This window comes from Mesorhizobium sp. M0659, assembly GCF_040320605.1.
GTDB lineage: Bacteria > Pseudomonadota > Alphaproteobacteria > Rhizobiales > Rhizobiaceae > Mesorhizobium.
Map to the genome: position 1 here is coordinate 176,467 of NZ_JAMYPY010000007.1, position 25,587 is coordinate 202,053.

26 protein-coding genes are annotated in these 25,587 nt (G+C 63.2%); 18 read left to right on the top strand and 8 right to left on the bottom strand.

What is annotated here, in order from left to right:
* The first annotated feature begins 133 nt into the window (after positions 1-133).
* The 8 genes from dusB (at position 134) to hflX (ending at position 10,288) form a co-directional block, all read left to right on the top strand.
* Positions 134-1,162: a tRNA dihydrouridine synthase DusB gene (dusB, locus tag NKI31_RS14045; RefSeq protein WP_023688457.1), complete on the top strand. Its 1,029-nt coding sequence runs from the start codon at positions 134-136 to the stop codon at positions 1,160-1,162.
* Positions 1,159-2,304, top strand: a complete 1,146-nt coding sequence (locus NKI31_RS14050) for a two-component system sensor histidine kinase NtrB (RefSeq protein ID WP_023688458.1) — start codon at positions 1,159-1,161, stop codon at positions 2,302-2,304. The genes dusB and NKI31_RS14050 overlap by 4 nt, the downstream gene beginning before the upstream one ends.
* Positions 2,301-3,758, top strand: a complete 1,458-nt coding sequence (gene ntrC / locus NKI31_RS14055; protein WP_023710528.1) for a nitrogen regulation protein NR(I) — start codon at positions 2,301-2,303, stop codon at positions 3,756-3,758. Before NKI31_RS14050 ends, ntrC begins: the two co-directional genes overlap by 4 nt.
* A gap of 144 nt (positions 3,759-3,902) precedes the next feature.
* Entirely contained in the window at positions 3,903-6,191 is a 2,289-nt protein-coding gene (locus NKI31_RS14060) for a sensor histidine kinase NtrY-like (protein ID WP_023668928.1), read from the top strand.
* Positions 6,181-7,542 carry a nitrogen assimilation response regulator NtrX gene (ntrX, locus tag NKI31_RS14065; protein WP_023668929.1) on the top strand — a complete coding sequence of 454 codons (1,362 nt, stop codon included), beginning with the start codon at positions 6,181-6,183 and terminating at the stop codon, positions 7,540-7,542. Before NKI31_RS14060 ends, ntrX begins: the two co-directional genes overlap by 11 nt.
* Before the next feature lie 102 nt (positions 7,543-7,644).
* Positions 7,645-8,505 carry a D-amino-acid transaminase gene (locus NKI31_RS14070; protein ID WP_023668930.1) on the top strand — a complete coding sequence of 287 codons (861 nt, stop codon included), beginning with the start codon at positions 7,645-7,647 and terminating at the stop codon, positions 8,503-8,505.
* 145 nt (positions 8,506-8,650) lie between these two features.
* Positions 8,651-8,896: an RNA chaperone Hfq gene (hfq, locus tag NKI31_RS14075; RefSeq protein ID WP_006202172.1), complete on the top strand. Its 246-nt coding sequence runs from the start codon at positions 8,651-8,653 to the stop codon at positions 8,894-8,896.
* Complete coding sequence (gene hflX, locus NKI31_RS14080) at positions 8,897-10,288, top strand: GTPase HflX (protein ID WP_352651859.1); 1,392 nt, start codon at positions 8,897-8,899, stop codon at positions 10,286-10,288.
* Positions 10,289-10,294: 6 nt separating this feature from the next.
* Here hflX and mazG read toward each other — a convergent pair whose 3' ends face one another.
* From mazG to NKI31_RS14095, 3 genes are all read right to left on the bottom strand, one after another.
* Positions 10,295-11,119, bottom strand: a complete 825-nt coding sequence (gene mazG / locus NKI31_RS14085; RefSeq protein ID WP_023688462.1) for a nucleoside triphosphate pyrophosphohydrolase — start codon at positions 11,117-11,119, stop codon at positions 10,295-10,297.
* An 80-nt stretch (positions 11,120-11,199) separates the two neighbouring features.
* Positions 11,200-12,384 carry an amino acid aminotransferase gene (locus NKI31_RS14090; RefSeq protein WP_352651860.1) on the bottom strand — a complete coding sequence of 395 codons (1,185 nt, stop codon included), beginning with the start codon at positions 12,382-12,384 and terminating at the stop codon, positions 11,200-11,202.
* A 129-nt stretch (positions 12,385-12,513) separates the two neighbouring features.
* Positions 12,514-12,951 carry a DUF3592 domain-containing protein gene (locus tag NKI31_RS14095; RefSeq protein ID WP_352651861.1) on the bottom strand — a complete coding sequence of 146 codons (438 nt, stop codon included), beginning with the start codon at positions 12,949-12,951 and terminating at the stop codon, positions 12,514-12,516.
* A gap of 175 nt (positions 12,952-13,126) precedes the next feature.
* Here NKI31_RS14095 and NKI31_RS14100 point away from each other — a divergent pair, with 175 nt between their 5' ends.
* From NKI31_RS14100 to NKI31_RS14145, 10 genes are all read left to right on the top strand, one after another.
* On the top strand, positions 13,127-13,660 hold the full coding sequence (locus NKI31_RS14100; protein WP_502899134.1) for a sigma-70 family RNA polymerase sigma factor: 534 nt from the start codon (positions 13,127-13,129) through the stop codon (positions 13,658-13,660).
* Positions 13,657-14,433 (top strand): anti-sigma factor family protein, encoded by a 777-nt coding sequence (locus NKI31_RS14105; RefSeq protein WP_352651863.1) that lies wholly within the window; start codon positions 13,657-13,659, stop codon positions 14,431-14,433. Before NKI31_RS14100 ends, NKI31_RS14105 begins: the two co-directional genes overlap by 4 nt.
* 56 nt (positions 14,434-14,489) lie before the next feature.
* Positions 14,490-15,206, top strand: coding sequence for a Bax inhibitor-1/YccA family protein (locus NKI31_RS14110; protein WP_023710521.1), 717 nt, complete (start codon positions 14,490-14,492; stop codon positions 15,204-15,206).
* 175 nt (positions 15,207-15,381) lie between these two features.
* The gene (locus tag NKI31_RS14115; protein ID WP_352651864.1) at positions 15,382-16,263 is read left to right on the top strand and encodes an aldose 1-epimerase family protein; all 882 of its coding nucleotides are present in this window, start codon (positions 15,382-15,384) and stop codon (positions 16,261-16,263) included.
* A 14-nt stretch (positions 16,264-16,277) separates the two neighbouring features.
* A complete protein-coding gene (locus NKI31_RS14120) occupies positions 16,278-17,054 on the top strand; it encodes a pyrroline-5-carboxylate reductase (RefSeq protein ID WP_352651865.1) in 777 nt (258 codons plus the stop codon).
* A 107-nt stretch (positions 17,055-17,161) separates the two neighbouring features.
* The gene (locus NKI31_RS14125; RefSeq protein WP_352651927.1) at positions 17,162-17,938 is read left to right on the top strand and encodes a DUF8605 domain-containing protein; all 777 of its coding nucleotides are present in this window, start codon (positions 17,162-17,164) and stop codon (positions 17,936-17,938) included.
* 52 nt (positions 17,939-17,990) lie between these two features.
* Positions 17,991-18,911: an alpha/beta fold hydrolase gene (locus tag NKI31_RS14130; protein WP_245263966.1), complete on the top strand. Its 921-nt coding sequence runs from the start codon at positions 17,991-17,993 to the stop codon at positions 18,909-18,911.
* A gap of 44 nt (positions 18,912-18,955) precedes the next feature.
* A complete protein-coding gene (locus tag NKI31_RS14135) occupies positions 18,956-19,105 on the top strand; it encodes a hypothetical protein (RefSeq protein WP_352651866.1) in 150 nt (49 codons plus the stop codon).
* A complete protein-coding gene (locus NKI31_RS14140) occupies positions 19,102-19,431 on the top strand; it encodes a hypothetical protein (protein WP_352651867.1) in 330 nt (109 codons plus the stop codon). The genes NKI31_RS14135 and NKI31_RS14140 overlap by 4 nt, the downstream gene beginning before the upstream one ends.
* A 340-nt stretch (positions 19,432-19,771) precedes the next feature.
* A complete protein-coding gene (locus tag NKI31_RS14145; RefSeq protein WP_352651868.1) occupies positions 19,772-20,533 on the top strand; it encodes a GNAT family N-acetyltransferase in 762 nt (253 codons plus the stop codon).
* A 23-nt stretch (positions 20,534-20,556) separates the two neighbouring features.
* On the opposite strand, the gene NKI31_RS14150 is transcribed toward NKI31_RS14145, so the two are convergent.
* The 5 genes from NKI31_RS14150 to tmk form a co-directional block, all read right to left on the bottom strand.
* Positions 20,557-21,366, bottom strand: a complete 810-nt coding sequence (locus NKI31_RS14150; protein ID WP_031193348.1) for an MBL fold metallo-hydrolase — start codon at positions 21,364-21,366, stop codon at positions 20,557-20,559.
* Between the two features lie 3 nt (positions 21,367-21,369).
* Positions 21,370-22,158 carry a TatD family hydrolase gene (locus tag NKI31_RS14155; RefSeq protein WP_352651869.1) on the bottom strand — a complete coding sequence of 263 codons (789 nt, stop codon included), beginning with the start codon at positions 22,156-22,158 and terminating at the stop codon, positions 21,370-21,372.
* Positions 22,158-23,708, bottom strand: coding sequence for a methionine--tRNA ligase (gene metG / locus NKI31_RS14160; protein ID WP_023668947.1), 1,551 nt, complete (start codon positions 23,706-23,708; stop codon positions 22,158-22,160). The genes NKI31_RS14155 and metG overlap by 1 nt, the downstream gene beginning before the upstream one ends.
* A gap of 91 nt (positions 23,709-23,799) precedes the next feature.
* Positions 23,800-24,855: a DNA polymerase III subunit delta' gene (locus tag NKI31_RS14165; protein WP_023748652.1), complete on the bottom strand. Its 1,056-nt coding sequence runs from the start codon at positions 24,853-24,855 to the stop codon at positions 23,800-23,802.
* Positions 24,852-25,526, bottom strand: coding sequence for a dTMP kinase (tmk, locus tag NKI31_RS14170; RefSeq protein WP_023748651.1), 675 nt, complete (start codon positions 25,524-25,526; stop codon positions 24,852-24,854). Before tmk ends, NKI31_RS14165 begins: the two co-directional genes overlap by 4 nt.
* Positions 25,527-25,587: the final 61 nt, after the last annotated feature.

Genomic DNA, 25,587 nt, shown 5'->3' on the forward strand with positions numbered 1-25,587 from the left:
AGGCTTAGTCGCGGCTTATGGCGAAGGCCAGCATTTTCCCAAATGCGCCGCAATGTGACGTCATTGCGCGTTGCACAATGCCTTTCTTATGGCTAGAGAATGTGCAGCAATCCGATATGCTTGGTTTTTGTGCATGCCTGAAGTGACAAAATTGGCTTCGCCGCTCGACGTTGGCGGCGTGACGATCCGCAACCGCGTCTTCCTCGCGCCCATGTCGGGAATAACGGACGAGCCGTTCCGGCAGCGCGCCTACGCGCATGGCGCGGGCCTGGTCGTGTCGGAAATGGTGGCGAGCGGCGAGCTTGCCAAGGGCAGGGCCGGATGCGACCTGCGCATCCGTCATTCCGGGCTGCCCGTCCATATGGTCCAGCTTGCCGGCCGCGAGGCCGAGCACATGGCCGAGGGCGCGCGCATCGCTGCCGGCGAGGGCGCCGACATCATCGACATCAATATGGGCTGCCCGGCCAAGAAGGTGACCGGCGGCTATGCCGGCTCGGCGCTGATGCGCGATCTCGACCACGCGCTGTCGCTGATCGAAGCGGTGATCGGCGCGGTCCAGGTGCCGGTCACGGTCAAGATGCGGCTCGGCTGGGACGACAATGCGCTCAATGCACCCGTCTTGGCGCGCCGCGCCGAAGAGGCCGGTGTTAAAATGGTGACCGTGCATGGGCGCACGCGCTGCCAGTTTTATCAAGGCAAGGCCGATTGGGGCGCCATCGCCCGCATCAAGGACGTCGTCTCGATCCCGGTCGTCGCCAATGGCGATGTGGGCTCGCCCGCGGAGGCCGCCGAAATCCTTGAACAGTCGGGCGCCGACGCGGTGATGATCGGCCGCGCGCATTATGGCGCGCCATGGACGGCGGGCCACATCGCGGCAACGGCTGCGGGCAACGCGCCCTCCGGCGTGCCGGAAAGCCCGCAAGCCATGGCGGACTACATCGTTTCCCACTACGAAGACATGCTGACGCTTTACGGCGTCGAAAGTGGCTTGCGCCAGGCGCGCAAGCATCTCGGCTGGTATCTCGATCGCCACGCTGTGGGCGTCACCAATGAAGGGCGCAAAGCCATCCTCACCTCGTTCGAGCCCGCCCGCGTCATGGCCGTGCTGCGTGAGGTGTTTTCCGGCGGGGGCGAGGCCGCATCCATGCGGAGCGCTGCATGAACGCGCCTGCTGCACCGGGCACCGAGATGGCAAATGCTGCCCATATCGTGCTCAACACCATCCGCCGTCCGGTGATCATGGTCGATCCCGATGGGTTCATCACCTACGCCAATGCCGACGCGGAAGACTTCTTCCGCTCCAGCGCCAACATGCTGGCACGCAACACACTGTCCAAACTGATCCCGTTCGGCAGCCCGCTGTTGCAACTGGTCGACCAGGTGCGCGAGCGCCGTGCGCCGGTCAACGAATACCGTGTCGACGTGTCGTCGCCGCGTCTCGGCATCGAGAAGGTCGTCGATCTCTATGTCGCGCCGGTGCCGGAATTCCCAGGCTCGATCGTGGTGATGTTCCAGGAACGCTCGATGGCCGACAAGATCGACCGGCAGATGACACACAGGGGTGCCGCGCGTTCTGTCACCGGCCTTGCCGCCATGCTGGCGCATGAGATCAAGAACCCGCTGTCCGGCATACGCGGCGCCGCACAGCTGCTCGAACTCTCGGCGTCGGACGAGGATCGCGCGCTGACCCGCCTCATCACTGACGAGACTGATCGCATAGTCTCCCTCGTCGACCGCATGGAAGTGTTTTCAGACGAGCGGCCGATTGACCGCTATCCTGTCAACATCCATGTCGTGCTGGATCATGTGAAAGCAATCGCCAAGAACGGTTTTGCCAAGAGAATCAGGATATTGGAGGACTATGATCCATCATTGCCTCCGGTTTTCGCCAACCGCGACCAACTGATCCAGGTGTTTCTCAACCTGGTCAAGAACGCCGCCGAGGCGATCGGCGGCGACCCGCAGGGCGAGATCGTGCTGTCGACCGCGTTCAGGCCGGGCATCCGCGTTTCCGTTCCCGGAACCCAGGACCGCGTGTCGCTACCGCTTGAATTCTGCGTGCGCGACAATGGGTCCGGCGTTTCGGAAGACATTCTGCCGATCCTGTTCGATCCGTTCATCACCACCAAGCCGAACGGCTCGGGGCTCGGCCTGGCGCTGGTGGCGAAAATCGTCGGCGAGCATGGCGGCATCATCGAATGCGATTCGACGCCGCGCGGCACCACCTTCCGAATCCTGATGCCGGCCTGGAAAGAAACACCCATCGACACTGCCGATGATGAAGGCGAAGGAGACCGCAAATGACGGTTCGCGGCAATATTCTCGTCGCCGACGACGATGCGGCCATCCGCACCGTGCTCAATCAGGCGCTGTCGCGCGTCGGCCATGAGGTGCGCGTGACCTCCAACGCCTCGACGCTGTGGCGCTGGGTGGCGGCGGGCGAGGGCGACCTGGTGATCACCGACGTTGTCATGCCGGACGAGAACGCCTTCGACATGCTGCCCCGCATTAAGAAGGCCCGGCCGGAGCTGCCGGTCATCGTGATGAGCGCGCAAAACACTTTCATGACGGCGATTCGTGCTTCCGAAACAGGTGCTTATGAATATCTGCCGAAGCCGTTCGACCTGACCGAACTGCTCAACATCGTCAACCGGGCGCTGTCAGAGCCGCGCCGACCGAAGATCGATACGCGACCGGAAGAACAGCCTGACGCGATGCCGCTGGTCGGCCGGTCGGCCGCCATGCAGGACATCTACCGCATGCTGGCGCGCATGATGCAGACCGACCTGACGGTGATGATCTCGGGCGAGTCCGGCACCGGCAAGGAATTGGTGGCGCGCGCGTTGCACGAATATGGCCGTCGCCGCGGCGGTCCGTTCGTCGCCATCAACATGGCGGCGATCCCGCGCGATTTGATCGAATCGGAGCTGTTCGGCCACGAGAAGGGCGCCTTCACCGGCGCACAGAACCGCTCGACCGGCCGCTTCGAGCAGGCCGAGGGCGGCACGCTGTTCCTCGACGAGATCGGCGACATGCCGATGGAGGCGCAGACGCGGCTGCTGCGCGTGCTGCAGCAGGGCGAATACACCACGGTCGGCGGGCGCACCCCGATCAAGACCGATGTGCGCATCGTCGCCGCCACCAACAAGGATCTGCGCACGCTGATCAACCAGGGGCTTTTCCGCGAGGATCTGTTCTATCGCCTGAATGTCGTGCCGCTTCGGCTGCCGGGTTTGCGTGAGAGATCGGAAGACATTCCCGATCTGGTGCGGCATTTCTTCAAGATCGGCGCCAGCGAAGGCTTGCAGACCAAGCGCATTTCGACCGGCGGCATCGAATTGATGAAGCGCTATCCGTGGCCGGGAAACGTGCGCGAGCTGGAAAACCTGGTGCGCCGGCTTGCGGCGCTCTATTCGCAGGACGAAATATCAGCCGAGATCATTGAAGCCGAGCTGAAGACAGGCGAAAGACCGGTCGTTCCCGGCGGCGGCAATTTGATCCCGGACGATCTGTCCATCGGGCAGGCGGTGGAGCACTTCCTGCAGCGCTATTTTGCCTCTTTCGCCGGTGAGTTGCCGCCGGCAGGTCTCTATCAGCGCATCTTGTCCGAGGTCGAATATCCGCTGGTGCTCGCTTCCATGACGGCAACGCGCGGCAACCAGATCAAGGCGGCCGAATTGCTCGGCTTGAACCGCAACACGCTGCGCAAGAAGATTCGCGAGCTGGGCGTCAACGTCTACAAATCGTCGAGATCGTGAGCGCCTACCGCCCGATGTGACGTCAGGTCATCCCCTTTTCAGGGGATCGGCGGCCGAAAGATTTCCGTCACGGCCACACTTGTTGCATAATCGCCACAATGCGTTGCATACATCCGACGCAATCACTGGCTCTTAGACGGCGACATGGCTTCGCAAGCTCTGACATCAAACGAACCGCTTTTCAGCAGACCCGGCCAGAGGGATGGACGCCGGCTGCTTGCGTTGCCTGGCGTTGTGGCAATTGCCGGCGCGCTGGTTACGGCGGCAATCTCGTTTGCCATTCTTGTCGGCGCCACGCCGATCACGCCAGACGCAAACACAACGCTGACGCTGATTGCGGCCAATGCCTTATTTGTGCTGGCGCTGATCGCCCTGGTCGGCCGAGAGGTGCATCGCATTACCATGGCGCGCCGGCACGGCAAGGCGGCTTCGCGGCTGCATGTGCGCATCGTGACGATGTTTGCGCTGGTCGCGGCCATCCCCGCCATCATGGTGGCCATCATCGCCTCGATCACGCTCGATATCGGCCTCGACCGCTGGTTCGAAATCCGCACCAAGGCAATCGTCAACTCGTCGCTGTCGATCGCGGACGCCTATGTGCAGGAAAACGCTCGCAATCTTCAGGGCACGACGCTGTCGATGGCCTACGATCTCGATGCGTCGCGCACGCTTTACGGCCTCGATCGAACCGGCTTTCTCGACCTGATGAACAAGGAAGCCGTGGGCAGGAGCCTGGTGCATGCGGCGCTGGTCAGGGAAGACGGCTCCTTTGTCATGAGCGCGAAGACCGATGCGGATTTCTCTATGCCGCCACCGCCGGAGGGCGCGGTCAGCGCCGCGGCCGACGGCAAACCGGTGCTGATCGAGCCGAAGACGCGCAACATCATGGGCGCCATCATCAAGCTGCGGGAGATCGAAGGCCTCTACCTCTACACCAATCGCCTCGTCGACCCCGAAGTGATCAAGGCGAGGGCGATCGTCCAGTCCAACACCGCCGAATATCGCGGCCTGGAAGACAACAGGCGGACGTCGCAGGTGGCGTTTGCGCTGCCCTATCTGTCGCTGACGCTGATCATCATCCTGTCGGCCATCTGGACCGGCATAGCGGTGGCCGACCGCCTGGTGCGGCCTATCCGCCAGCTCATCGGCGCGGCTGACGAGGTTGCCACCGGCAATCTCGATGTCGCCGTGCCGGTGCGGCCTTCCGACGGTGATGTCGCCTCGCTTGGCGATACGTTCAACAAGATGCTGCTGGAGCTTAAATCGCAGCGCAACGAGATCCTGTCGGCCAAGGATTTGATCGACGAACGACGTCGTTTCTCGGAAGCGGTGCTGGCCGGCGTCACCGCCGGCGTCATCGGCGTCGATCCCTACGGCATTGTCTCCATCGTCAACAAATCGGCCGAAACGATGCTGGCCATATCGGCCACGGCGGCGCTGGGGCAGAACCTGTCCGCCGTGCTGCCGCATGTCGGCCGTGTCTTCGAGATCGGCCGCAAATCCGGCAAGCCGGTCTATCGCGAGCAGGTCACCTTCTATCGCACCGGCGCCGAGCGTACCTTCAACGTGCAGATCACCATCGAGGCCGGCGACGACGGCGAGGAGGAGAAATCCTACGTCGTGACGGTCGACGACATCACCGATCTGGTCCAGGCACAGCGCTCGTCGGCCTGGGCGGATGTGGCGCGGCGTATCGCACATGAAATCAAGAACCCGCTGACGCCGATCCAGCTCTCGGCCGAGCGCATCAAGCGACGCTTCGGCAAGGTCATCACCGAGGACCGCGAGATTTTCGACCAGTGCACCGACACGATCATCCGGCAGGTCGAGGATATCGGCCGCATGGTCGACGAGTTCTCGGCTTTCGCCCGCATGCCCAAGCCCGAGATGAAAGCCATCGATCTGCGTGAATCGCTGCGCGAGGCGTCGTTCCTGGTCGAAGTCAGCCGCGCCGACATTGCTTTCGAACGCGTGTTCGGCAACGAACCGCTCAAGGGCACGTTCGATAGCCGATTGATGGCGCAGGCTTTCGGCAACGTCATCAAGAACGCGGCCGAGGCGATTGACGGGCTGGAACAAAAGGACGGTTCGCACGGCATAATCCGGATTCAAGCTGCCCGGCAGAATGGCGCGATCAGAATCGACGTCATCGACAATGGCAAAGGCTTGCCGCGCGAGAACCGCCAAAGGCTGCTCGAGCCCTACATGACGACGCGCGAGAAGGGCACCGGGCTCGGTCTCGCCATCGTCAAGAAGATCGTGGAGGACCATGGCGGGCGGCTCGAATTGCACGATGCGCCCGCGGATTTCCACGGTGGACGCGGCGCGATGATCTCGATCATCCTGCCGCCAGCTGCCGCAACCGCGCCGCCACGCGGTCAAGGCGAAACGGAACACGAACGAGAAACTGAAAAGGTCGGCAATGGCGTCTGATATTCTCATCGTCGATGACGAGGAAGACATCCGTGAACTCGTCGCGGGCATATTGAGCGACGAAGGGCATGAAACCCGCACGGCATTCGATGCCGACAGCGCGCTCGCGGCAATCGCCGACCGGGCGCCGCGGCTGATTTTCCTCGACATCTGGTTGCAGGGCTCGCGCTTGGACGGGCTGGCGCTGCTCGACGAGATCAAGACGATGCATCCGAGCCTGCCGGTGGTGATGATCTCCGGCCACGGCAATATCGAGACAGCGGTGTCGGCCATCCGCCGCGGCGCCTATGATTTCATCGAGAAGCCGTTCAAGGCCGACAGGCTGATCCTGATCGCCGAGCGGGCGCTCGAAACCTCGAAATTGCGGCGCGAGGTGTCCGACCTCAAGCAGCGCAGCGGCGAAACCTTCGACCTGATCGGCATGTCGTCGGCGATGAGCCAGCTGCGCCAGACCATCGAGCGCGTGGCGCCGACCAACAGCCGCGTCATGATCATCGGTCCGTCCGGCTCGGGCAAGGAGCTCGCCGCGCGCGCCATCCACACGCTGTCGACGCGCAAGGGCGCGCCGTTCGTGACGCTGAGCGCGGCCAACATCACGCCCGAGCGCATGGAGATCGAGCTGTTCGGCACCGAATCGAACGGCACCGAGCGCAAGGTCGGCGCGCTTGAAGAGGCGCACCGCGGCATTCTCTACATCGACGAAGTGGCCGACATGCCGCGCGAGACGCAGAACAAGATTTTGCGCGTGCTGGTCGAACAGCAGTTCGAGCGGGTCGGCGGCACCAAGCGGGTCAAGGTCGACGTCCGCATCATCTCCTCGACCTCGCAGAACCTGGAGGCGATGATCGCCGACGGCCGTTTTCGCGAAGACCTCTATCACCGCCTGGCGGTGGTTCCGGTCATGGTGCCGGGCCTGGCCGAGCGGCGAGAGGACATTCCCTATCTCGTCGACAATTTCATGAAGCAGATCGCTCGCCAGGCCGGCATCAAGCCGCGCCGCATCGGCGACGATGCGCTTGCCGTGCTGCAGGCGCACAACTGGCCGGGCAATGTCCGCCAGCTGCGCAACAATGTCGAACGGCTGATGATCCTGGCGCGTGGCGACGATATCGATGCGCCGATCACCGCCGACCTGTTGCCGTCGGAGATCGGCGATGTCATGCCGCGCACGCCGAACCAGTCCGACCAGCACATCATGGCGCTGCCGCTGCGCGAGGCGCGCGAACAGTTCGAGAAGGACTATCTGATCGCCCAGATCAACCGTTTCGGCGGCAACATCTCAAAGACGGCCGAATTCATTGGCATGGAGCGCTCGGCGCTGCACCGGAAACTGAAGTCGCTGGGGGTCTGACCCCCGTTGTTGTTGGTCCAGCGGGCTGTGGCCCATTCAATTGCCGGTTACGGCAGCGGCGGAATCGCATAGAAAAACCGGGACTTTTCTGAGGGATCACCCATGCCGCGCATTGCCTATGTGAACGGGCGCTATGTCGCCCATGCCGACGCTGCCGTGCATATCGAGGATCGCGGCTATCAATTCGCCGACGGCGTCTACGAGGTCTGCGAGGTGGCGCAGGGCTTTATCGTCGACATGCCGCGCCATCTTGCCCGGCTGAGCCGCTCCCTTAGCGAATTGTCGATCGACTGGCCGGTCACCAAGGGCGTGCTGCCGCTTCTTCTGCGCGAAATCGTCCGGCGCAACCACGTCGTCAACGGCCTGGTCTATGTCCAGGTTACGCGCGGTGTCGCCAGCCGCGACTTCGTTTTCCCGGCCGATACACCGTCATCGCTGGTGATTACGGCCAGAAAGGCCGACCCGGCGGCGGCCGCTAAGCGAGCCGAGGCGGGCATCAAGGTCATCACCGTGCCGGAAAACCGTTGGGACCGGGTCGACATCAAGAGCACCGGCCTGCTGCCCAACGTACTGGCCAAGCAGAAGGCCAAGGAGGCCGGCGCCCAGGAGGCCTGGTTCGTCGACACCGATGGCAACGTCAAGGAGGGCGGCTCGTCCAACGCCTGGATCGTTACAAGGGACGGCGTTCTGGTCACCCGGCCGGCGGAGCATGGCATCCTGCGCGGCATCACCCGCACGACCATGTTCGAAGTGGCGGCAAAGCTCGGGTTGACGATCGAGGAGCGCGGTTTTTCAGTCACTGAAGCCAAGGCTGCGCGAGAAGCTTTCATCAGTTCGGCAACGACAATCGCCATGCCGGTCGTGGCAATCGACGGTGCCGCGGTCGCCAATGGGCACCCAGGTTCGATAACACTTTCATTGCGGCAAGCCTTTTTTGACGTTGCGGAAAAAAGTCCAGCCTGATAACCGCACAGACGGACTGCACATCAATATATCTCGTTCTGCTTGTCGCTACTGACGGCAAGGGGGTGTTTGCAAGCTTGACATGTGCCCGCTAATTTGGCGCATTAGCCTGCAAACCGAAGGGGATCGGCGAAAGACAAGAACAATGGCGGAACGATCGCAAAACCTTCAGGACCTGTTCCTGAATTCTGTTCGCAAGAGCAAAAATCCACTCACCATCTTTCTCATCAACGGCGTCAAGCTGACCGGCGTGGTCACTTCCTTCGACAATTTTTGTGTTCTGCTGCGCCGTGACGGCCACTCCCAGCTCGTCTACAAGCATGCCATCTCCACGATCATGCCGAGCCAGCCGGTTCAGATGTTCGATGGCGAGGAAAGCCAGGGCGCCTGATTGGCACGTGAAAAAGACGCGAACCGCGGCGTCCGCGGGAAACCAGCACATAATTCCGGGACGGAAGCCACAGGTCCGACCCGGGCGGTTGTCATTGTGCCGGTGCTTACCCGGCATCAGCGCAACGATGACGAAACGAACCGTCCACGGCTGACGCGTTCGGCGGATGCGCGCCACGACGAAGCGGTCGGCCTTGCCCGCGCCATCAACCTGGATCTGATCCACACGGCGGTGGTCACCGTCAACGATCCACGCCCGGCAACCTTGCTCGGCAGCGGCAAGGTCGCGGAATTCGCCGAGATCGTCAAAGAGGGTCACGCGGAGGTGGTCATCGTCGACCATCCGCTGACGCCGGTGCAGCAGCGCAATCTCGAAAAAGAAATGAATGCCAAGGTGCTCGACCGCACCGGATTGATCCTGGAGATTTTTGGCGAGCGCGCGCGGACCAAGGAGGGCACGCTGCAGGTCGAACTTGCCCATCTCAACTACCAGAAGGGCCGCCTGGTGCGGAGCTGGACCCACCTTGAACGCCAGCGCGGCGGAGCCGGCTTCCTCGGCGGCCCCGGCGAAACCCAGATCGAATCGGACCGGCGGCAGCTGCAGGAAAAAATCATCAAGCTCAAGCATGAGCTGGAAACGGTGCGCCGCACCCGCGACCTGCACCGGGCCAAGCGCAAGAAGGTGCCGTTCCCGGTGGTGGCGATCGTCGGCTACACCAATGCCGGCAAGTCGACGCTGTTCAACCGGCTGACCGGGGCCGACGTGCTGGCCGAAGACATGCTGTTTGCCACGCTCGACCCGACGCTGCGCCGCGTGCGCCTGCCGCACGGCACGCCGATCATCCTGTCGGACACAGTCGGCTTCATTTCGGACCTGCCGACGCATCTGGTCGCCGCCTTCCGCGCCACGCTGGAAGAGGTCGTCGAGGCCGATCTGGTCATCCACCTGCGCGATATTTCGGATCCGGATACCGCAGCGCAAGCCGAGGACGTCGAGCGCATTCTCGCCGATCTCGGCGTCGATGCCGGCGATGCCAAGCGCGTCGTCGAAGTGTGGAACAAGGTCGACCTGCTCGACGACGGCAACCGGGAGCGCCTGCTCGCCGACGGCACTGACGCCAGCAAGGCGCCGCCGATCGCCATCTCGGCGGTCACCGGCGAAGGCATCGATGCGCTGAAGGCGCTGATCGAGATCAGGATGTCGGGCGAACTCGAGGAATTGACGGTGACGATCGAACCGCCGCAGTTCGGCCTTGTCGACTGGCTATACCGCAATGGCGACGTCGTTTCGCGGGTAGACAATGAGGATGGCAGCGCGACCATCTCACTCAAGGCCACGCACACCGCCCGGCAAGAGATCGAAAGCCGATTGCACCGCAAAAACAGGCAGTAAGCCTGATTATTTCACGCCCTTGGCCTGCTGCCAGAGCACTTCCATCTCGTCCAGCGTGGCTTTTTCGAGCGTGCTTCCCGATGCATCGATCGCGCGCTCGACATAGTGGAAGCGCGAGCGGAACTTTTCGTTGGTGCCGCTAAGCGCCGCTTCCGAATCGAGCTTGAGGTGACGCCCCAGATTGACGACGGCAAACAGCATGTCGCCAAATTCGTCCTTGATCTCAGCCGTTTCGCCCTTAGCCAGCGCCTCGCGCAGCTCGCCGATCTCTTCCTCGATCTTGTCGAGGATGGGTGCTGCCTCGCTCCAGTCGAAACCGACACGCGCTGCCTTTTCCTGCAGCTTCAGCGCACGAGTCAAAGCGGGCAGGGCGACGGGCACGCTGTCCAGGAAACCCTTGCCATGGTCTTCGGGGTCGAGGCCGCGGGCGAGGCGCGCACTTCGCTTTTCGGCTTTTTCCTCAGCCTTGATCTTTTCCCACATGCCCTTTGCCATGCCGGCGCTGCGCGCCTTCTCGTCGCCGAAGACATGCGGATGGCGCCGGATCATCTTGGTGGTGATGGCCTCGACCACATCACCGAAGGCAAAATCGCCGGCTTCCTCAGCCATCTGCGCGTGGTAGACGACCTGCAGCAGGAGATCGCCGAGTTCGTCGCGCAGATCGTCGAGATCGCCGCGCGCAATGGCGTCGGCCACCTCATAGGCTTCCTCGATCGTATAGGGCGCGATGGTCGAGAAATCCTGCTCGATGTCCCAGGGACAACCGGTCTTCGGCGCCCTGAGCGCCGCCATGATCTCGATCAGCCGGGAAATGTCGCGCGAAGGTTTCATGCGGCGAATGCTATCCCGCTGCCTGTCGTGCGGCCAACGCTGTCAGCTGGCGGCCTGACCTTGTCCACAGCTCAGCCGTATCAGCCGAGTACCGACACAACCGCCTTGGCGAGGTCATCCATGCCGTCCTCGGGCAGGCCGGCAACGTTGATGCGGCTGTCGCCGACCATGTAGACGCCATACTCGGCACGCAGCCGCTCGACTTGCGCCTCGGTCAGGCCAAGCCTGGAAAACATGCCGCGATGGCTGGCGATGAAATCGAAGCGGTCGGAGTTGGACTGCCGGCGCAGCGCGTCGGCGAACTGGACCCGCAGCCTCAGCATGCGCAGCCGCATCTCCTCCAGCTCCGCCTCCCAGTCGGCGCGAAGGCCATCATCTTCCAGCACCATGCGCACGGCGGCGGCGCCGTGGTCCGGCGGCATCGAATACATGGCGCGCGCCGCCGCCAGCATCTGGCTCATCGCGACATCGGCTTGCGCGCTATCCTTCGCCAGGATCATCGCCGCGCCGACGCGGTCGCGGTAGACGGCAAAGTTCTTCGAGCAGCTCGAGGCAACGACCATTTCAGGCACCTTGCCCGCGAGAAGGCGCAAGCCGGCCGCATCGGCGTCCAGGCCTTCGCCAAAGCCCTGATAGGCAATGTCGACAAAGGGCAACAGCCCGCGCTCGACGACAAGATCGGCGGCGCCGGCCCATTGCGCGATATCGAGATTGGCGCCGGTCGGGTTATGGCAGCAGCCATGCAGCAGCACGATATCGCCGGGCTCGGCTGCGCCAAGCGTTGCCAGCATCTCGTCGAAGCGCACCGCGCCGGAAACGGCATCGAAATAGGGATAATCGCGCACCTTGAGGCCGGCCCCGCGCATCACCGGCGGGTGGTTCGGCCATGTCGGGTCCGACAGCCAGACGGTTGCGTCGGGGCGGGTCCGCTTCAACAGCTCCGCCACCAGCCGCAGCGCGCCGGAACCGCCAGGCGCTTGCGCGGCGCGGATGCGCGTCATATCGGCAGCGGGGCCGAAGGCCAGCTTGACCATCGCCGTGTTGAAGCCGGTGTCGCCGGCAAGGCCGAGATAGGTCTTGGTGTCCTGGTCCTGCAGCAACCGCTTCTCGGCCTCGCGCAGGGCGCGCATGACCGGCGTCCTGCCGTCGCGGTCCTTGTAGACGCCGACGCCGAGATCGATCTTGCCGGGGCGCGGATCGGCGCGATAGAGGCCGATCAAGGCGATGATCTTGTCAGCCGGGGCAGGTTGCAGGGTCTCGAACATCAATACGGCTCCAATGGCGGCGGAGTAATACGCAAAGCGGCCGCGTTTCGCCAGTGCTTCCATCTGCGCCAGTCCGCTAGCGTACTGGACCGTTACGCCAAGCTTTGTCTGTACGGCAGGGGTCGGCGGCTATGGCGACGGGTTCATTCCAATCCGCCGGATAAGCACCCGTCCAATCACGGCGAGACCGATGCCGGCCAGCAGGGAGAAACCGCCGAGCATGCCGGCCAGCCCGGCAAGGAACCAGCGTCCGGCGAAGCTGTCGACGGAGGCATTTTGCGGATTGGTTGGGTCGTAAGCGACAGGGACGCTGTCGCCATCACCCCAGAACGAGCTGTGGACGGCATTGTTGAAGCGGATGACGGTGCCGTCGGCGGTCGAGAACTCGATGCGGGGATTGTATTCGGCGGCGACAATCCTGCCTGTCGCCGAAGCGGTACGAGGGCCGTACATCTCGACGATGGCCAGCACGCCGGAAGCGATCAGTCCGACAATGCCAAAGATGATGAACACCCTGCCGACGACCGGCAACGCTGCAAAACCCGTTACACGACTACCATTGGCCATCTTTTGCTCCTGGGACAGACGGATAAGGCTAGACTTCATCCATAAAGCAAACATCTGCCGCACGGGAGATGGGTAAGTGCGCAGCGGACTTCTGATTGCATGATGCCTATTGTGGCGAGGCAAAAAAGTTTTGGTGGCGATGGATTAAGATCCCCGCCTGTTTCGTAAACGGGGCATGAAACGGTCGATGCCACGCTTCGATATTGTCGGACAGCTGGGTTCGCTCAGGCGCTACGCACGCTCGCTGACGCGCGACGGCACTGACGCCGAGGATCTGGTGCACGATGCGCTGGTGCGCGCCTATGAGCGGCGCGACACATTCCGCTCGGGCGGCAATCTGCGGGCATGGCTGCTGTCGATCGTCCACAACGCTTTCATCGACAAGATGCGCTCGCGCCGGTCGGAAGCGGCGCGTGTCGAGCAGGCCGGCTATCTCACCGATGCCAGCACGCCGGCGCCGCAGGAACATTCCGTGCGCCTGGCGCAGGTGCGCGAGGCCTTTTTCCATCTGCCGGAGGAGCAGCGTTCGGCGCTGCATCTGGTCGCCATCGAGGGCCTTTCCTACCAGCAGGCCGCCGACGCCAGCGGGGTGCCGCTGGGCACGCTGATGTCGCGCATCGGCAGGGCGCGCGCAGCACTGCGCGAGATGGAAAACGCTGCACCTTCGCCGGCCAAAAGCCATCTGAGGATCGTGGGAGACCCGTCATGACCGACCTGTTGCGGGACCCGGTGACCGATACCGATCTCGATTCTTATGTCGACGACCAGCTGGATGTCGCGCGCCGCATCGAGGTCGAGGCGTTCCTGTCGGCTCGTCCGGAGGCTGCGGCGCGGGTGATGTCCGACTTGAGGACGCGCGACGAGCTGCGCCTGGCGCTGGCTGCTTCCACAGGAATGGCGCGGCCGGCGACGACTGAAGTCGCGCGCCGGCTGGGCAGGGGACTGGCCAGTCGCCGCGTCTTCGCCGTGCTGCAGCGGGCGGCCGCGGTCGCCGTCTTTGTCGCTGCCGGCTGGCTGGCGAACGGCCTCTTCGGGCCGCTGCTGGTGACCAAGGTCGTGGCTTCGCCGCCGCCGCCCGCCTATGTCGAAGAAGCGATCCGGGCGCACAAGACGACGCTCATGCGCGAGGCGATGCCCTCGCAGCTGGAGGCGCCCAACTACAATGGCGACGAAATCCGCGCCGCCACCGCAATCGTCATGCCATCGCTGCCCAAGGACTGGAAGGTCCGCGACGTGCAGATCTATCCGTCGCGCTTCGGGCCGAGCGTCGAAGTGGCGCTGGAGACGAAGGATATGGGGCTGGTCTCGCTGTTTGCGATCCGGCCCGGAACCTTCGACGTGGTCAAGCCTGCCATCGCGCCCTCCGGCGACATCTCCTCTGCCTATTTCCAGATCGGCGAGGTCGCGTACGCGGTCGTCGCGCGCAGCGATGTCCACGACCTCGACCGCGCCGCCGAGACGCTTGCCAAGACACTTTACTGATCAGGACACTTTACTGCTCAAGACGCTTTACTGAGACCACATAAGGAGAACCCGTAATGAATACCCCTGACCTCGGATACCGCATGGGCACTGGCGCGCGCGCCGGCGCCGTCTATGACGAGGGCCTGCGCAGCCACATGCTGCGTGTCTATAACTATATGGGCATCGGCCTCGTCGTCACCGGCATCGTCGCCATGGTGGTCGCTTCGACGCCGGCCCTCTACGTGCCGATCTTTTCCAGCCCGCTGAAATGGGTGGTGATGCTGGCGCCGCTCGCCTTCGTGCTGCTGTTCTCGTTCAAGATGCAGACGATGTCGGCGGCGAGCGCCCAGTTGATGTTCTGGGCCTTCTGCGCGGTGATGGGCCTGTCGCTGGCTTCGGTGTTCCTGGTCTTCACCGGCACCAGCATCGCGCGCACCTTCTTCATCACCGCCACGATGTTCGGCGCCACCAGCCTCTACGGCTACACGACCAAGCGCGACCTGACCCAGTTCTCGTCCTTCCTGATCATGGGCCTGATCGGTGTGGTGATCGCCAGCGTCGTCAACATCTTCCTTGGCTCCACCGCGCTGCAGTTCGCCATCTCGGTGATCGGCATTGCCGTCTTTGTCGGCCTGACCGCCTGGGACACGCAGACGATCAAGGAACAGTATGCGGAGAATTTCGATGCGGAATCGCAGCAGAAGCTCGCCGTCTTCGGCGCGCTGTCGCTGTACCTGAACTTCGTCAACATCTTCCAGCTGTTGCTGAATTTCACCGGCGAGCGCGAATAGTCGAACCGTAGCAGGGCAACAATCTCGATCTCGCAGTGGCCGGAGGAGAATCTCCGGCCACTGTCGTTTTTGCCGTCGAGACATCGCTCCTCTATCAGCGCGATGTCGCTGCGCCCTTGAGTCCATGCGGGCTTTTGCTAACCTGGCGCTCGCACGCAGCTTTCCGCGAGAACGCATGGAACAAGTGACGCTTCACGGCGACGGCATTTCGGCGACCATTGTCGGGCAGGGGGCCGAGCTCGTCTCCTTGCGCAATGCCGAGGGTCTGGAGTTTTTGTGGCAGGCCGGGCCGGAATGGCGGCGGCATTCGCCGGTGCTGTTTCCGATCGTCGGCCGGCTGAAGGGCGACCAGCTCCGCCATGGGGGCCAGGTCTATCCCCTGACGCAGCACGGATTTGCCCGCGACAAGCCGTTTGTGTGGGCTGCTGAGACGAGTCCCCGATCCTGCACGCTGGTGTTGACCGACGATGCCGATACACGCACGCGCTATCCGTTCGCCTTTCGCCTTGCCATCACCTACACGCTCGAGCGTCGCGAACTTGGTGTGAGCTTCGAGATTGCCAACACCGGCGACGAGACGCTGCCAGCCTCCATTGGTGCACATCCGGCTTTCAATTGGCCATTGCAGCCAGGGCTCGCCAAGACCGACTACCACCTGACCTTTGCCCAGGACGAGCCGGCGCCGATCCGCCGGCTGAAGGATGGCCTGGTGCTGGCTGCACCGCGGCCGACGCCCATCGAAGGCAAAACGCTGGCGCTTTCCGAACAGCTGTTCGAGGCAGACGCCGTGATCCTCGGCCGGCCGGCCAGCACCAGCGTGCGCTATGCCGCCGCGAACGGTGCGGCGATCGAGATGTCGTGGCAGGGTTTTAGGGAATTGGGCATCTGGTCGAAGCCCGAAGGCGCTCCGTTCCTGTGCATCGAACCCTGGCACGGGCTTGCCAGCCCCGTCGATTTCGATGGCGAGTTCGCGGACAAGCCGGGCGTGATGCTGATCGCGCCCGGTGAAAAGCGCGTGCTGAGCTATCAGGTACGGCTCTACCATGCGCCACTGTGACAATGACAGGCGCGATGAAACTTGGCTTCATCGGCACGGGTGCCCTTACAGCGGCCATTGTCAGCGGGCTCAAATCCGTCGCGGATAACTCCGTCTCCGTGCTGCTGTCGCCGCGCAATGAAGAGATCGCCGCAGAGCTGGCAGCCCGTTATCCGGATCTGTGTATCGCTGATGACAATCAGGCGGTTCTCGATCAATGCGACCTGGTCATGCTGGCTGTCCGGCCGCAAATTGCGCATGACGTCCTGCCGGGTTTGCGGTTTCGGCGCGAGCATCACCTCATCAGCTTGATCGCCACGCTGCCGCGCGAGGAGATTGCCGGCTTGACCGCACCCGCGCACCAGGTGACGAAAGCGCTGCCCATGCCGATGATTGCCCACCGGCTGGGGGCAACGATCATCTGCCCGCCGGATGCCACTGTCGCTGCCTTGTTCGGCAGTCTGGGGAAAGTGATCGAGGTCGAGAACCCAGCCGAATTCAATGCGCTGAGCGTGGTCACCGCGACCTATGCCAGCTACTTCAGATATCTCGATACGATCAACAGCTGGCTCAAGAAGAATGGCGTCGAGGAAGGAAAGGGGCGCGATTACATCGCATCGCTTTTCAAAGCCTTGGGAAGCGCTCTTGATATGTCGCCGGATGCCGACTTCATGCATCTGGCGCAGGACTATGCGACGCGCGGCGGCATCAACGAACAGGTTCTTCGCGAACTCACGGCGCGAAACGTGTTCGATGCGCTCACCGAGAGCCTGGACGGCGTACACCGGCGCATCGTCGGCGATACGCCTTGATGGGCGGCACCTTGAAACTCCCTGATGATCAGGAGTATGGCTCCAACGGATGTTCCGGACCGTTTCGGGAGGGTCGGCGGGTGCCTGGATGCTTGAAATTGGGCTTTGTGGCAGCGGCGCTGGCTGTGCTGATTGTCTTTCCGGTCGCTGCCGCCGACATCGACCGCGCCAGCCTCTACCGCGCGCAATCGGTGACCAGCGGCACTGGCGAGGAGAACCGGGCGTGGGGCCTGGCGCCGTGCCTTGAAGAGGTGCTGGTCAAGGTTTCCGGCGACCCGCGGCTGATCGGCGACCCGCGTGTTGCGGACATGAGCCGGCACGCGGCCGACTATGTCACTGGTGTCGGCTACCGCGACCTGCTCAACAACCGCCCGCCGCATGACGAGCAGGGCACCCACGACCGGCCGCATTACATCACCGCCGATTTCGACCCGGACAAGATCGATGCCTTGCTGGCGTCGCTCGGGCGCAAACCGTGGGCGGTGCCGCGGCCAAAAATCGTCGCACTGCTGGATGTAAGGCCGATGAAAGGCGACGGCTTCACGCTGGTGCGCGATGGCGGCGGCGAGCTTGCGGCGGATATGCGCGTTGCGCTGGCGGACGCGGCGCACCGGACCGGTTTGCCGCTGGAGTTGCCTCGGCCGTCCGACGTCGCGCTCGCCGACGTCGCCAACACGCTGGATGGGGACGCCCTGCTTGCCGGCACTTTGGTATGGCGCCAGGAAGCGCTGGGCTGGGTCGGCGACTGGCGGCTCAGCTTCAAGGATAAGGACTCTCGCTGGCAGGTACGTGGCGTCAGTTTCGACGATGCGTTCCGCAACGCCACGCGCGGAACGCTGCAGATCCTGTCGGGGAATGGACAGCCGGAAGCCGTCACGCCCTGACTTCAAAGGAACCTTCTTGCCGGAGCACCGTAAACAAAGTGGCGGGCAAGCTTTGAGCAAGGAGGTAGAATTGCAACATCGCCGGATCGACATTGACGGAAACAGCATCTTCTATCGCGAAGACGGCCCGCCTGATGCTCCCGTCCTTCTCCTGCCGCACGGCTATCCGTGCTCGTCCTATCAATTCCGACGGTTGATGCCGGCACTTGCCGATCGCTGGCATACATTCGCGCCGGACTTTCCCGGCTTTGGCTATAGCGCCACGCCCGAAATGTTGGTTTTTGGCTATGATTTCGATGCCTATGCCGAGTTTCTGACAGCTTTCGCCGATGCGCTCGGCATGTCGCGCTATGCTCTCTGGCTGCACGATTATGGCTCGCAGATCGGACTGCGCCACGCCATCGCACATCCCGAGCGCATCGCGGCACTCATCATCCAGAACGGCGATATATACCAGGATGTTCTCGGGCCGAAATACGCTGGGATAAAAGCCTATTGGAAGGAAAAGACGCCCGAAAAGCACCGGCCGTTGGAAGAGGCGGTGAGCGAGGAGGGGTTCCGGCACGAGTTTGTCGGAGAGGTGGATTACGCTGTAGCCGAGCGCGTGCCTCCCGATCTTTGGAAACTCCACTGGCCTTTGATGGACACGCCGATCCGCCGGCGGCTCGCGGTCGGCCTGATGGAGAAGCTGGAGGCGAACCTCGGCTGGTTCCCGCGCTATCAGAGCTATCTGCGCGAGCACCAACCGCAGACGCTCATTGTCTGGGGCCCCGAGGATGGTTACATGCCGGCACAATCGGCGCATGCCTACCACCGCGATTTGCCGGAAGCAGAACTTCATCTCATCGGCGGCGCCGGCCACTGGCTGCTCGAAACCCATTTCGATGAGGCGCTTCCCCTGGTGCGCGATTTTCTGGCGCGCGTCCACAGTCAGGAAGCGAAAGGGACGGGCCGGGCGGCCGGCCGGGCGTAGACCCCTCCGTTGCGGCCACCCGATCAATCTGCAACCATGGCGTCATGATGGAGAAGTCTGCCGCGCCCTGGCCTCTGCTGCAAATCGCGATCGAGCCGAAGTCGCGGGCCGATCAGGAGAAGCTGCTTGTCGCTTCGTCCAAGCTCGCGCCTGACGACCGCGACCCGTCCGCTGCCATGGCCATGGCCAGATGACGTCGCCAAGATTCTCCTCGCGGGCAGGGTTCCTTGTCGGCCTCGGCATCACGCGCGTCGCCTTTTTCCTGACGCTCTATTCGGCCGGAGCCGGGCATGGCGACTATGGGCTGGCGCGACTTCTCTATCCGGTCCCCATGCTGGCAACGCTGTTGACCAACACAACGATCACCGGCCTTTCCATCGGATTGGCTGCGCTGCAGTTTCCTGCCTATGGGGCATTTGTTGCGGGCGCCGGCGGCTCCAGATGGCTGGCCCTTGGCGTCTTCCATCTTGTTGCAATCGCAGCAGCCTTCAGCGGCCTCCTGGAAAGCTTTTCGGGATGACGCTCCTGTTCGTTATCCTGGTGCCAGCCCGTCGAGCAGGAAGTCGAGGCCTTTGCGAAAGGCGCCATCCCTTGAGAAATGAAGACCACGCCAACTCATTTCGCCACTGCTTCGTCAACGTTCCTCCCGCCAAGCGATCAGAGCCGCCGGCCTGCATCTCAGTCAGCAGGGCGTATATTGGCACGCCCCTAATGGAAGCAGCAGCCACATATGAAAGTCGCATAAGATAGATTATGGAACTTGTGCATTAGACTGAAGCTGGAAATTGCTGCGATTTTCACGGGTTTGGCATGATCGACGCGTGTTGCCTTGAGCCGATGGCCAACGCTACGCTGTGTCGATGACGACAGCAAAGCGTGACATCGAAGCGGCGATCGAAGTGTTCGTGCACGGCTTCAGTACCGATAAGAGCCGTTCCTTTCCCTACGAGGCCAGCCGCGTCGGACCCTTGTGGCTGATGCGCGATGCCGAGCGCAAGAATGCACGCGACTACCGTGGCGAAGAATGGATCGTCCATGACGTCGCCGCCGAGGAAGCCGATGCCATCGTGCGGCAGCATGCGCGGCCAAGCTTTGCCGTTTCGGTCGTGATCGCGAATGACGGCCCGGACGAACCGACGCGAACTGCCTACAAGGCGCTCGGCTACCGGCTGCTGCGGACGGAAGGCTTTTTCGTCCAGTCGCTGCGCCAAATTCCAGACCCGCCAGCAATCGTCTCTATCGAACGCGTGAGGACGGCTGAACGCGCTGCACAACTGGGAAAGGTCATACGCAGGCGGCCACTTCCAGACGATCAACTCGGCGACGATGCGCCGTTTCGCCAGTATGTGGCGCTCGATGGCGACGCCATCGTCGGGCGTGTGCGCAGCATAAACGCCGTCGGCGCCACATGGTGCTCGGCAATGTTTGTCGAGCCTTCGCAGCGGCGTCGAGGCATCGGCCAGGCGCTGATGGCCAAAATGCTGCATGACGACAAAGCGCATGGGTCGCGGTGCTCGATGCTGTTGGCGACGCGTGCCGGAGCGCTGCTTTATCCCCGCATGGGCTATGAGCGGATTGGAACGCTGCTGATCTTCGCGCCGAAGAACCGAACGTCCTTATAAAGATCTGCTCGTATCATGCTTGCTCATAAAGGAATTTCGATCACCATGCCGTCATAGGCCGGAGTGACGTTGGCCGGCACCTCGGCCTTCACCGTGGCATAGTCGAGCGGCACATGCATATGCGTCAGCACGGCCTGTTTCGGCGCCAGTTTTTCAATCCAGCCAAGCGCCTGACCGAGCGACAGATGACTGGGATGGGTATGGTACTGCAAGGCATCGATGACCAGCATTTCCAGGCCGCGCAGCCGCTCGGCGGTGGTATCCGGGAAGTCGCTTATATCGGGGCAGTAGGCCAGCCCGCCGATGCGGAAGCCGAGCGAAATGATGTCGCCATGGATCTGCGGCAGCGGCTCGAGGGTGAGGGCACCGCCCTCGCCTTCGATCGTCACCGCGCTTGCGTGATCGATGATGTGCGGCCTGACGATCGGCGGATAGGAACTGCCAAGCGGCGTCTCGAAGCAATAGCCGAACGCTTCGCGCAGCCTGAGCATGGTCGGCTGGTCGGCATGGACATCGATCAAATGGCGCTGCTCCAGCACGTAGCCGCGCAGATCGTCGATGCCGTGGATGTGGTCGGCGTGCGGATGCGTATAGACGACGGCGTCGATGCGCCGGACCGCCGCCATCAGCATCTGCTCACGGAAATCAGGCCCGGTGTCGATGACGACCGTGGTTCTGGCGCCGTTGGCTGCTATCCGCTCGACGAGCGCGGCTGAGCGTGTACGCCGGTTTTTCGGATTGGCCGGGTCGCAATTGCCCCAATCGCCGGTGATACGCGGCGTGCCAGGTGACGAGCCGCAGCCGAGGATGGTGAGGCGCAGCCGGTCGCTCATGCGTCAGAGCCCGGCGGGCCGCGGCATCTTGCCGAACACCCGGAAGAAGTTCTCCGTCGTCAGCGTCGCGATCTCGGCTTCGCCAACGCCGACCGTCTCCGCCAGCACCTTGGCTGTATGCGCGATATAGGCCGGCTCGTTGCGTTTGCCGCGGAACGGCACCGGCGCCAGATACGGTGCGTCGGTCTCGACCAGCAGCCGGTCATGCGGCACATCGGCTGCGATGGCGCGTAAATCGGCGGAGTTCTTGAAGGTCAGTATGCCCGAGAAGGACACATAGCCACCAAGCGCCACGCCGACCTCTGCCAGCCGTCGCCCCGACGAAAAACAATGCAGGATGAAGGGGAAGGCGCCCTTCCCTGTTTCGTCTTCGAGGATGGCAGCCATGTCGTCATCGGCATCGCGCGAATGGATCACCAGCGGCAAGCCGGTCTCGCGCGCGGCCGCTATGTGAGTGCGAAAGCCCTGCGCCTGCGCATCGCGTGGCGCCTTGTCGTAAAAATAGTCGAGCCCGGCCTCGCCGATCGCCACCACCTTCGGGTGCGCGGACAGGCGCACAAGGTCCTCAGCCGTCACATCCAGTTCTTCGCCGGCATTGTGAGGATGGGTGCCGACCGAGCAATAGATTTCGTCGAAACTCTCGGCAATCTCAAGCACTTGCGCAAACCGCTTCACGCGTGTCGAGATGGTCACCATGTGACCTATACCGGCAGCCTTTGCGCGGGCGACGATGGCCGCCCGCTCCTCGGTGAAATCCGGAAAGTCGAGATGGCAATGGCTGTCGACGAGCATCAGGCGCTCGCCTCAGGGTTTTCGACATAACGCGGAAACACGCCCTCCGGCGCGGGCAGCGCCGTGCCGGGCACCAGCGCATAGTCGGCATGGACATGCGCGAAGTCACGCTTGTCCGCCGGCACCGCCAGCAGGTCCAGCAGCTTGCCGGCCGACCCCGGAATGTAGGGCTGGCACAGCAATGCCACGCGCCGCACCAGTTCGGCGGTCGTCCACAGCACTGTTTCCATGCGCGCCGGATCGGTCTTCTTCAGCGCCCAGGGCGCCTGCGAGGCGAAGTAGCGATCCGCTTCCGCCACAACGCCGAAGATCGCCGCCAACGCGAGATGGATGCCCTGTTCCGCCATCGCCTGGCGCGCGGTACCCAGCGCTTCCACCGCCTGGTCGAGGATCGCGCTGTCGGCTTCGGTCAGCTCGCCGCGATGCGGCACCACGCCGCCGCAGTTCTTGGCGATCATCGACAGCGAGCGCTGCGCCAGATTGCCGAGACCGTTGGCGAGATCGGCATTTGTGCGGTTGACGATCGCGTCATGGCTGTAGCTGCCGTCCTGGCCGAATGGCACCTCACGCAAGAAGAAATAGCGCACCTGGTCGAGGCCGTAATGCTCGACCATGGTGAAGGGGTCTACGACATTGCCGACCGACTTCGACATTTTCTCGCCGCGGTTGAACAGGAAGCCATGCGCGAAGACGCGCTTCGGCAGTTCGATGCCGGCCGACATCAGGAAAGCCGGCCAGTAGACGGCATGGAAGCGGACGATGTCCTTGCCGATAATGTGCGTGGCCGGCCAGTAGCGCCATTGCTCGGCCTTGGTGTCGGGATAGCCGGCAGCGGTGATGTAGTTGGTCAAGGCATCGACCCAGACATACATCACATGCTTGTCGTCGCCGGGCACCGGCACGCCCCAATTGAAGGTCGTGCGCGAGACCGAGATGTCCTTGAGGCCGGACCTGACGAAGCTCATCACCTCATTTCGGCGCTCGGCCGGACCGACGAAATCGGGCTGGCTTTCGTACAGCGCAAGCAATTTGTCCTGATAGGCGGAAAGCCTGAAGAAGTAGCTTTCCTCCTCATTCCATTCGACCGGCGAGCCAAGCGGCTCGCGGCGCACGCCGTCGTCGCCGAGCGTGGTTTCGCTCTCTTCGAAATAGGCTTCCTGGCGGACCGAATACCAGCCACTGTAGCGGTCGAGATAGATGTCGCCATTGGCCGCCATCGCCTTCCAGATCGCCTGGCACGACTCGTAGTGGCGTGGTTCCGTCGTGCGGATGTAATCATCATTCGAGCCGCCCAGGACCTCTGTCATCGAACGGAAGATCGCCGAGTTGCGGTCGGCAAGCGCGAGTGGCGTTATGCCTTCCTTCTCGGCCGTCTGCTGCATCTTGAGGCCGTGTTCGTCAGTGCCGGTGAGGAAGAGCACGTCCTTGCCGTCCAGGCGCTGGAAGCGGGCCAGCGCGTCGGTCGCAATGACCGTATAGGCGTGGCCGATATGCGGCTTGCCGTTCGGATAGAAAATCGGTGTCGTGATGTAGAATGTGTCGCGTGACATGAATGAACCGTCATGAATGTCCGAATTGAGTGTGAGCGGTGGATATCGCATCGAGACGGCGATTGCCATCCCGACCCAATGCCGAAACCGGTCACATTCGCATTGCGGAATTCAGGCGGTCGATCATGGTCAAGGCGTGCTGCTTCTTGTCAAGATTGTAGGTATCGGTCTCAGATATGGCGTTCAGCGCCTCGTGCCAAGTGTCGGACAGCGTTTTCGCCCGCGCGAGATCCCCGGCCAGCGCGGCTTCACTGGCGCCAGTGGAGAGCAGATCGAGCGCGCGGCGGTTGAAGATGTCGAACTGGATCGCCTGGTCGCGGCCGGCGACGGCATCGGCAAGCCGATAGGCTCCGGCGATGTCGCTCTTGCCCGACGTGACCAGGGCGTCGAGCGTGCCGGCAATCTCCAGCCCGCCATATTGGGTCAGAAGGATCGCATTGCGGGCGCTGCCCCCTGCCCGTTCCGCCAGTGCCGCGCGCGCGGCAGGATCGGAAGGTGGCGGCGGCTCGACGGTCTCCAGAACACTCATCAGGCTGCCGGCATCGAGCGGCGTCAGCCGCACCATCTGGCAGCGCGAACGGATGGTCGGCAAAAGGCTGCCCGGCGCATGCACGATGAGGATGAACAGCGTGCGGCTCGGCGGCTCCTCGAGGTTCTTCAGCAAGGCATTGGCGGCGTTGGTGTTCATGTCGTCGGCCGGATCGACGATCACCACCCGGTAGCTGCCGTCATGCGAGGTCAGCGACAGGAAGCGGTTGACCTTGCGGATCTCGTCGACGGTGACGACGGTCTTGAAACTCTTGGTCTTGTCGTTCAGCGGCCGGGTCAGGTGCAGCACGCCGGGATGCGCCCCGGTGGCGATCTGGCGAAACAGCGGTGAGGCCGGATCGGGAACGGCAAACACATCCGGCGCCTGGTCGAAGGCCGGATGCTTCAACAGATGGTGCGCCAGGTGAAAGGCAAGCGTCGCCTTGCCGATGCCGACCGGCCCGGCAAAGATCAACGCATGCGGCAGTTTTCCCGAGCGATAGGCGGCAGCGAGCATCGCGGCCGCCTGCTCATGGCCGACCAGGCGCAGCGTCTCGGACGGCTCCGGTACACCGTCCAGTGTGTCGTGCTGCTCGGGAGCGATGCGTTCGAAGATCATGCGGGCGCCGCCTGTCGGTTGCGCGCGGGCGCCCTCGCCTCAAGTGCGGCGAACACCACCGCGGTGATGACATCCTCCACCGCAGCGGGAGGCGCCGACGCGTCGATCACGATGCAGCGGTCCGGCTCGGCGGCTGCGATCGCCAGGAAGGCGTCACGGCGGCGCTGGTGGATGTCCAGCGTCTCCTTTTCGAAGCGGTCCGGACCGTCCTCGGCGCCACGCCGCGCGGCGGCGCGCCGCAAGCCCTCGGCGGGGTCAATGTCAAGGATCAGCGTCATGTCCGGCATCATGCCGTTGACCGCGACCTCCTCCAGAGCTTCCATGAAAGCCGGATCGAGGCCGCCGGTGACGCCCTGATAGACGCGCGACGAATCCAGGAAACGGTCGCAAAGCACGATGGAGCCGCGCTCCACCGCCGGCCGGATGACCTGCTCGACATGGTCGGAGCGTGCGGCGGCAAACAGCAGCGCCTCCATCTTCGGCCCGAAAGGCTCGGCGGCGCCGGACAGGAGCACGTGCCTGACCGCCTCGGCGCCGGGTGACCCCCCGGGTTCGCGGGTGAGGAGGACATCGTATTTCTTGGCGCGCATCTTCTGGGCCAGCCGCTCGATCTGCGTCGACTTGCCGGCGCCCTCGCCGCCTTCGAAGGTGATGAAAAATCCGCTTGCCAATCGAAAGGCCTTTGTCCTGCTTTGCGCTGGTGTCTTAGTCCGCGCCCGAGAAAAGGTCCAC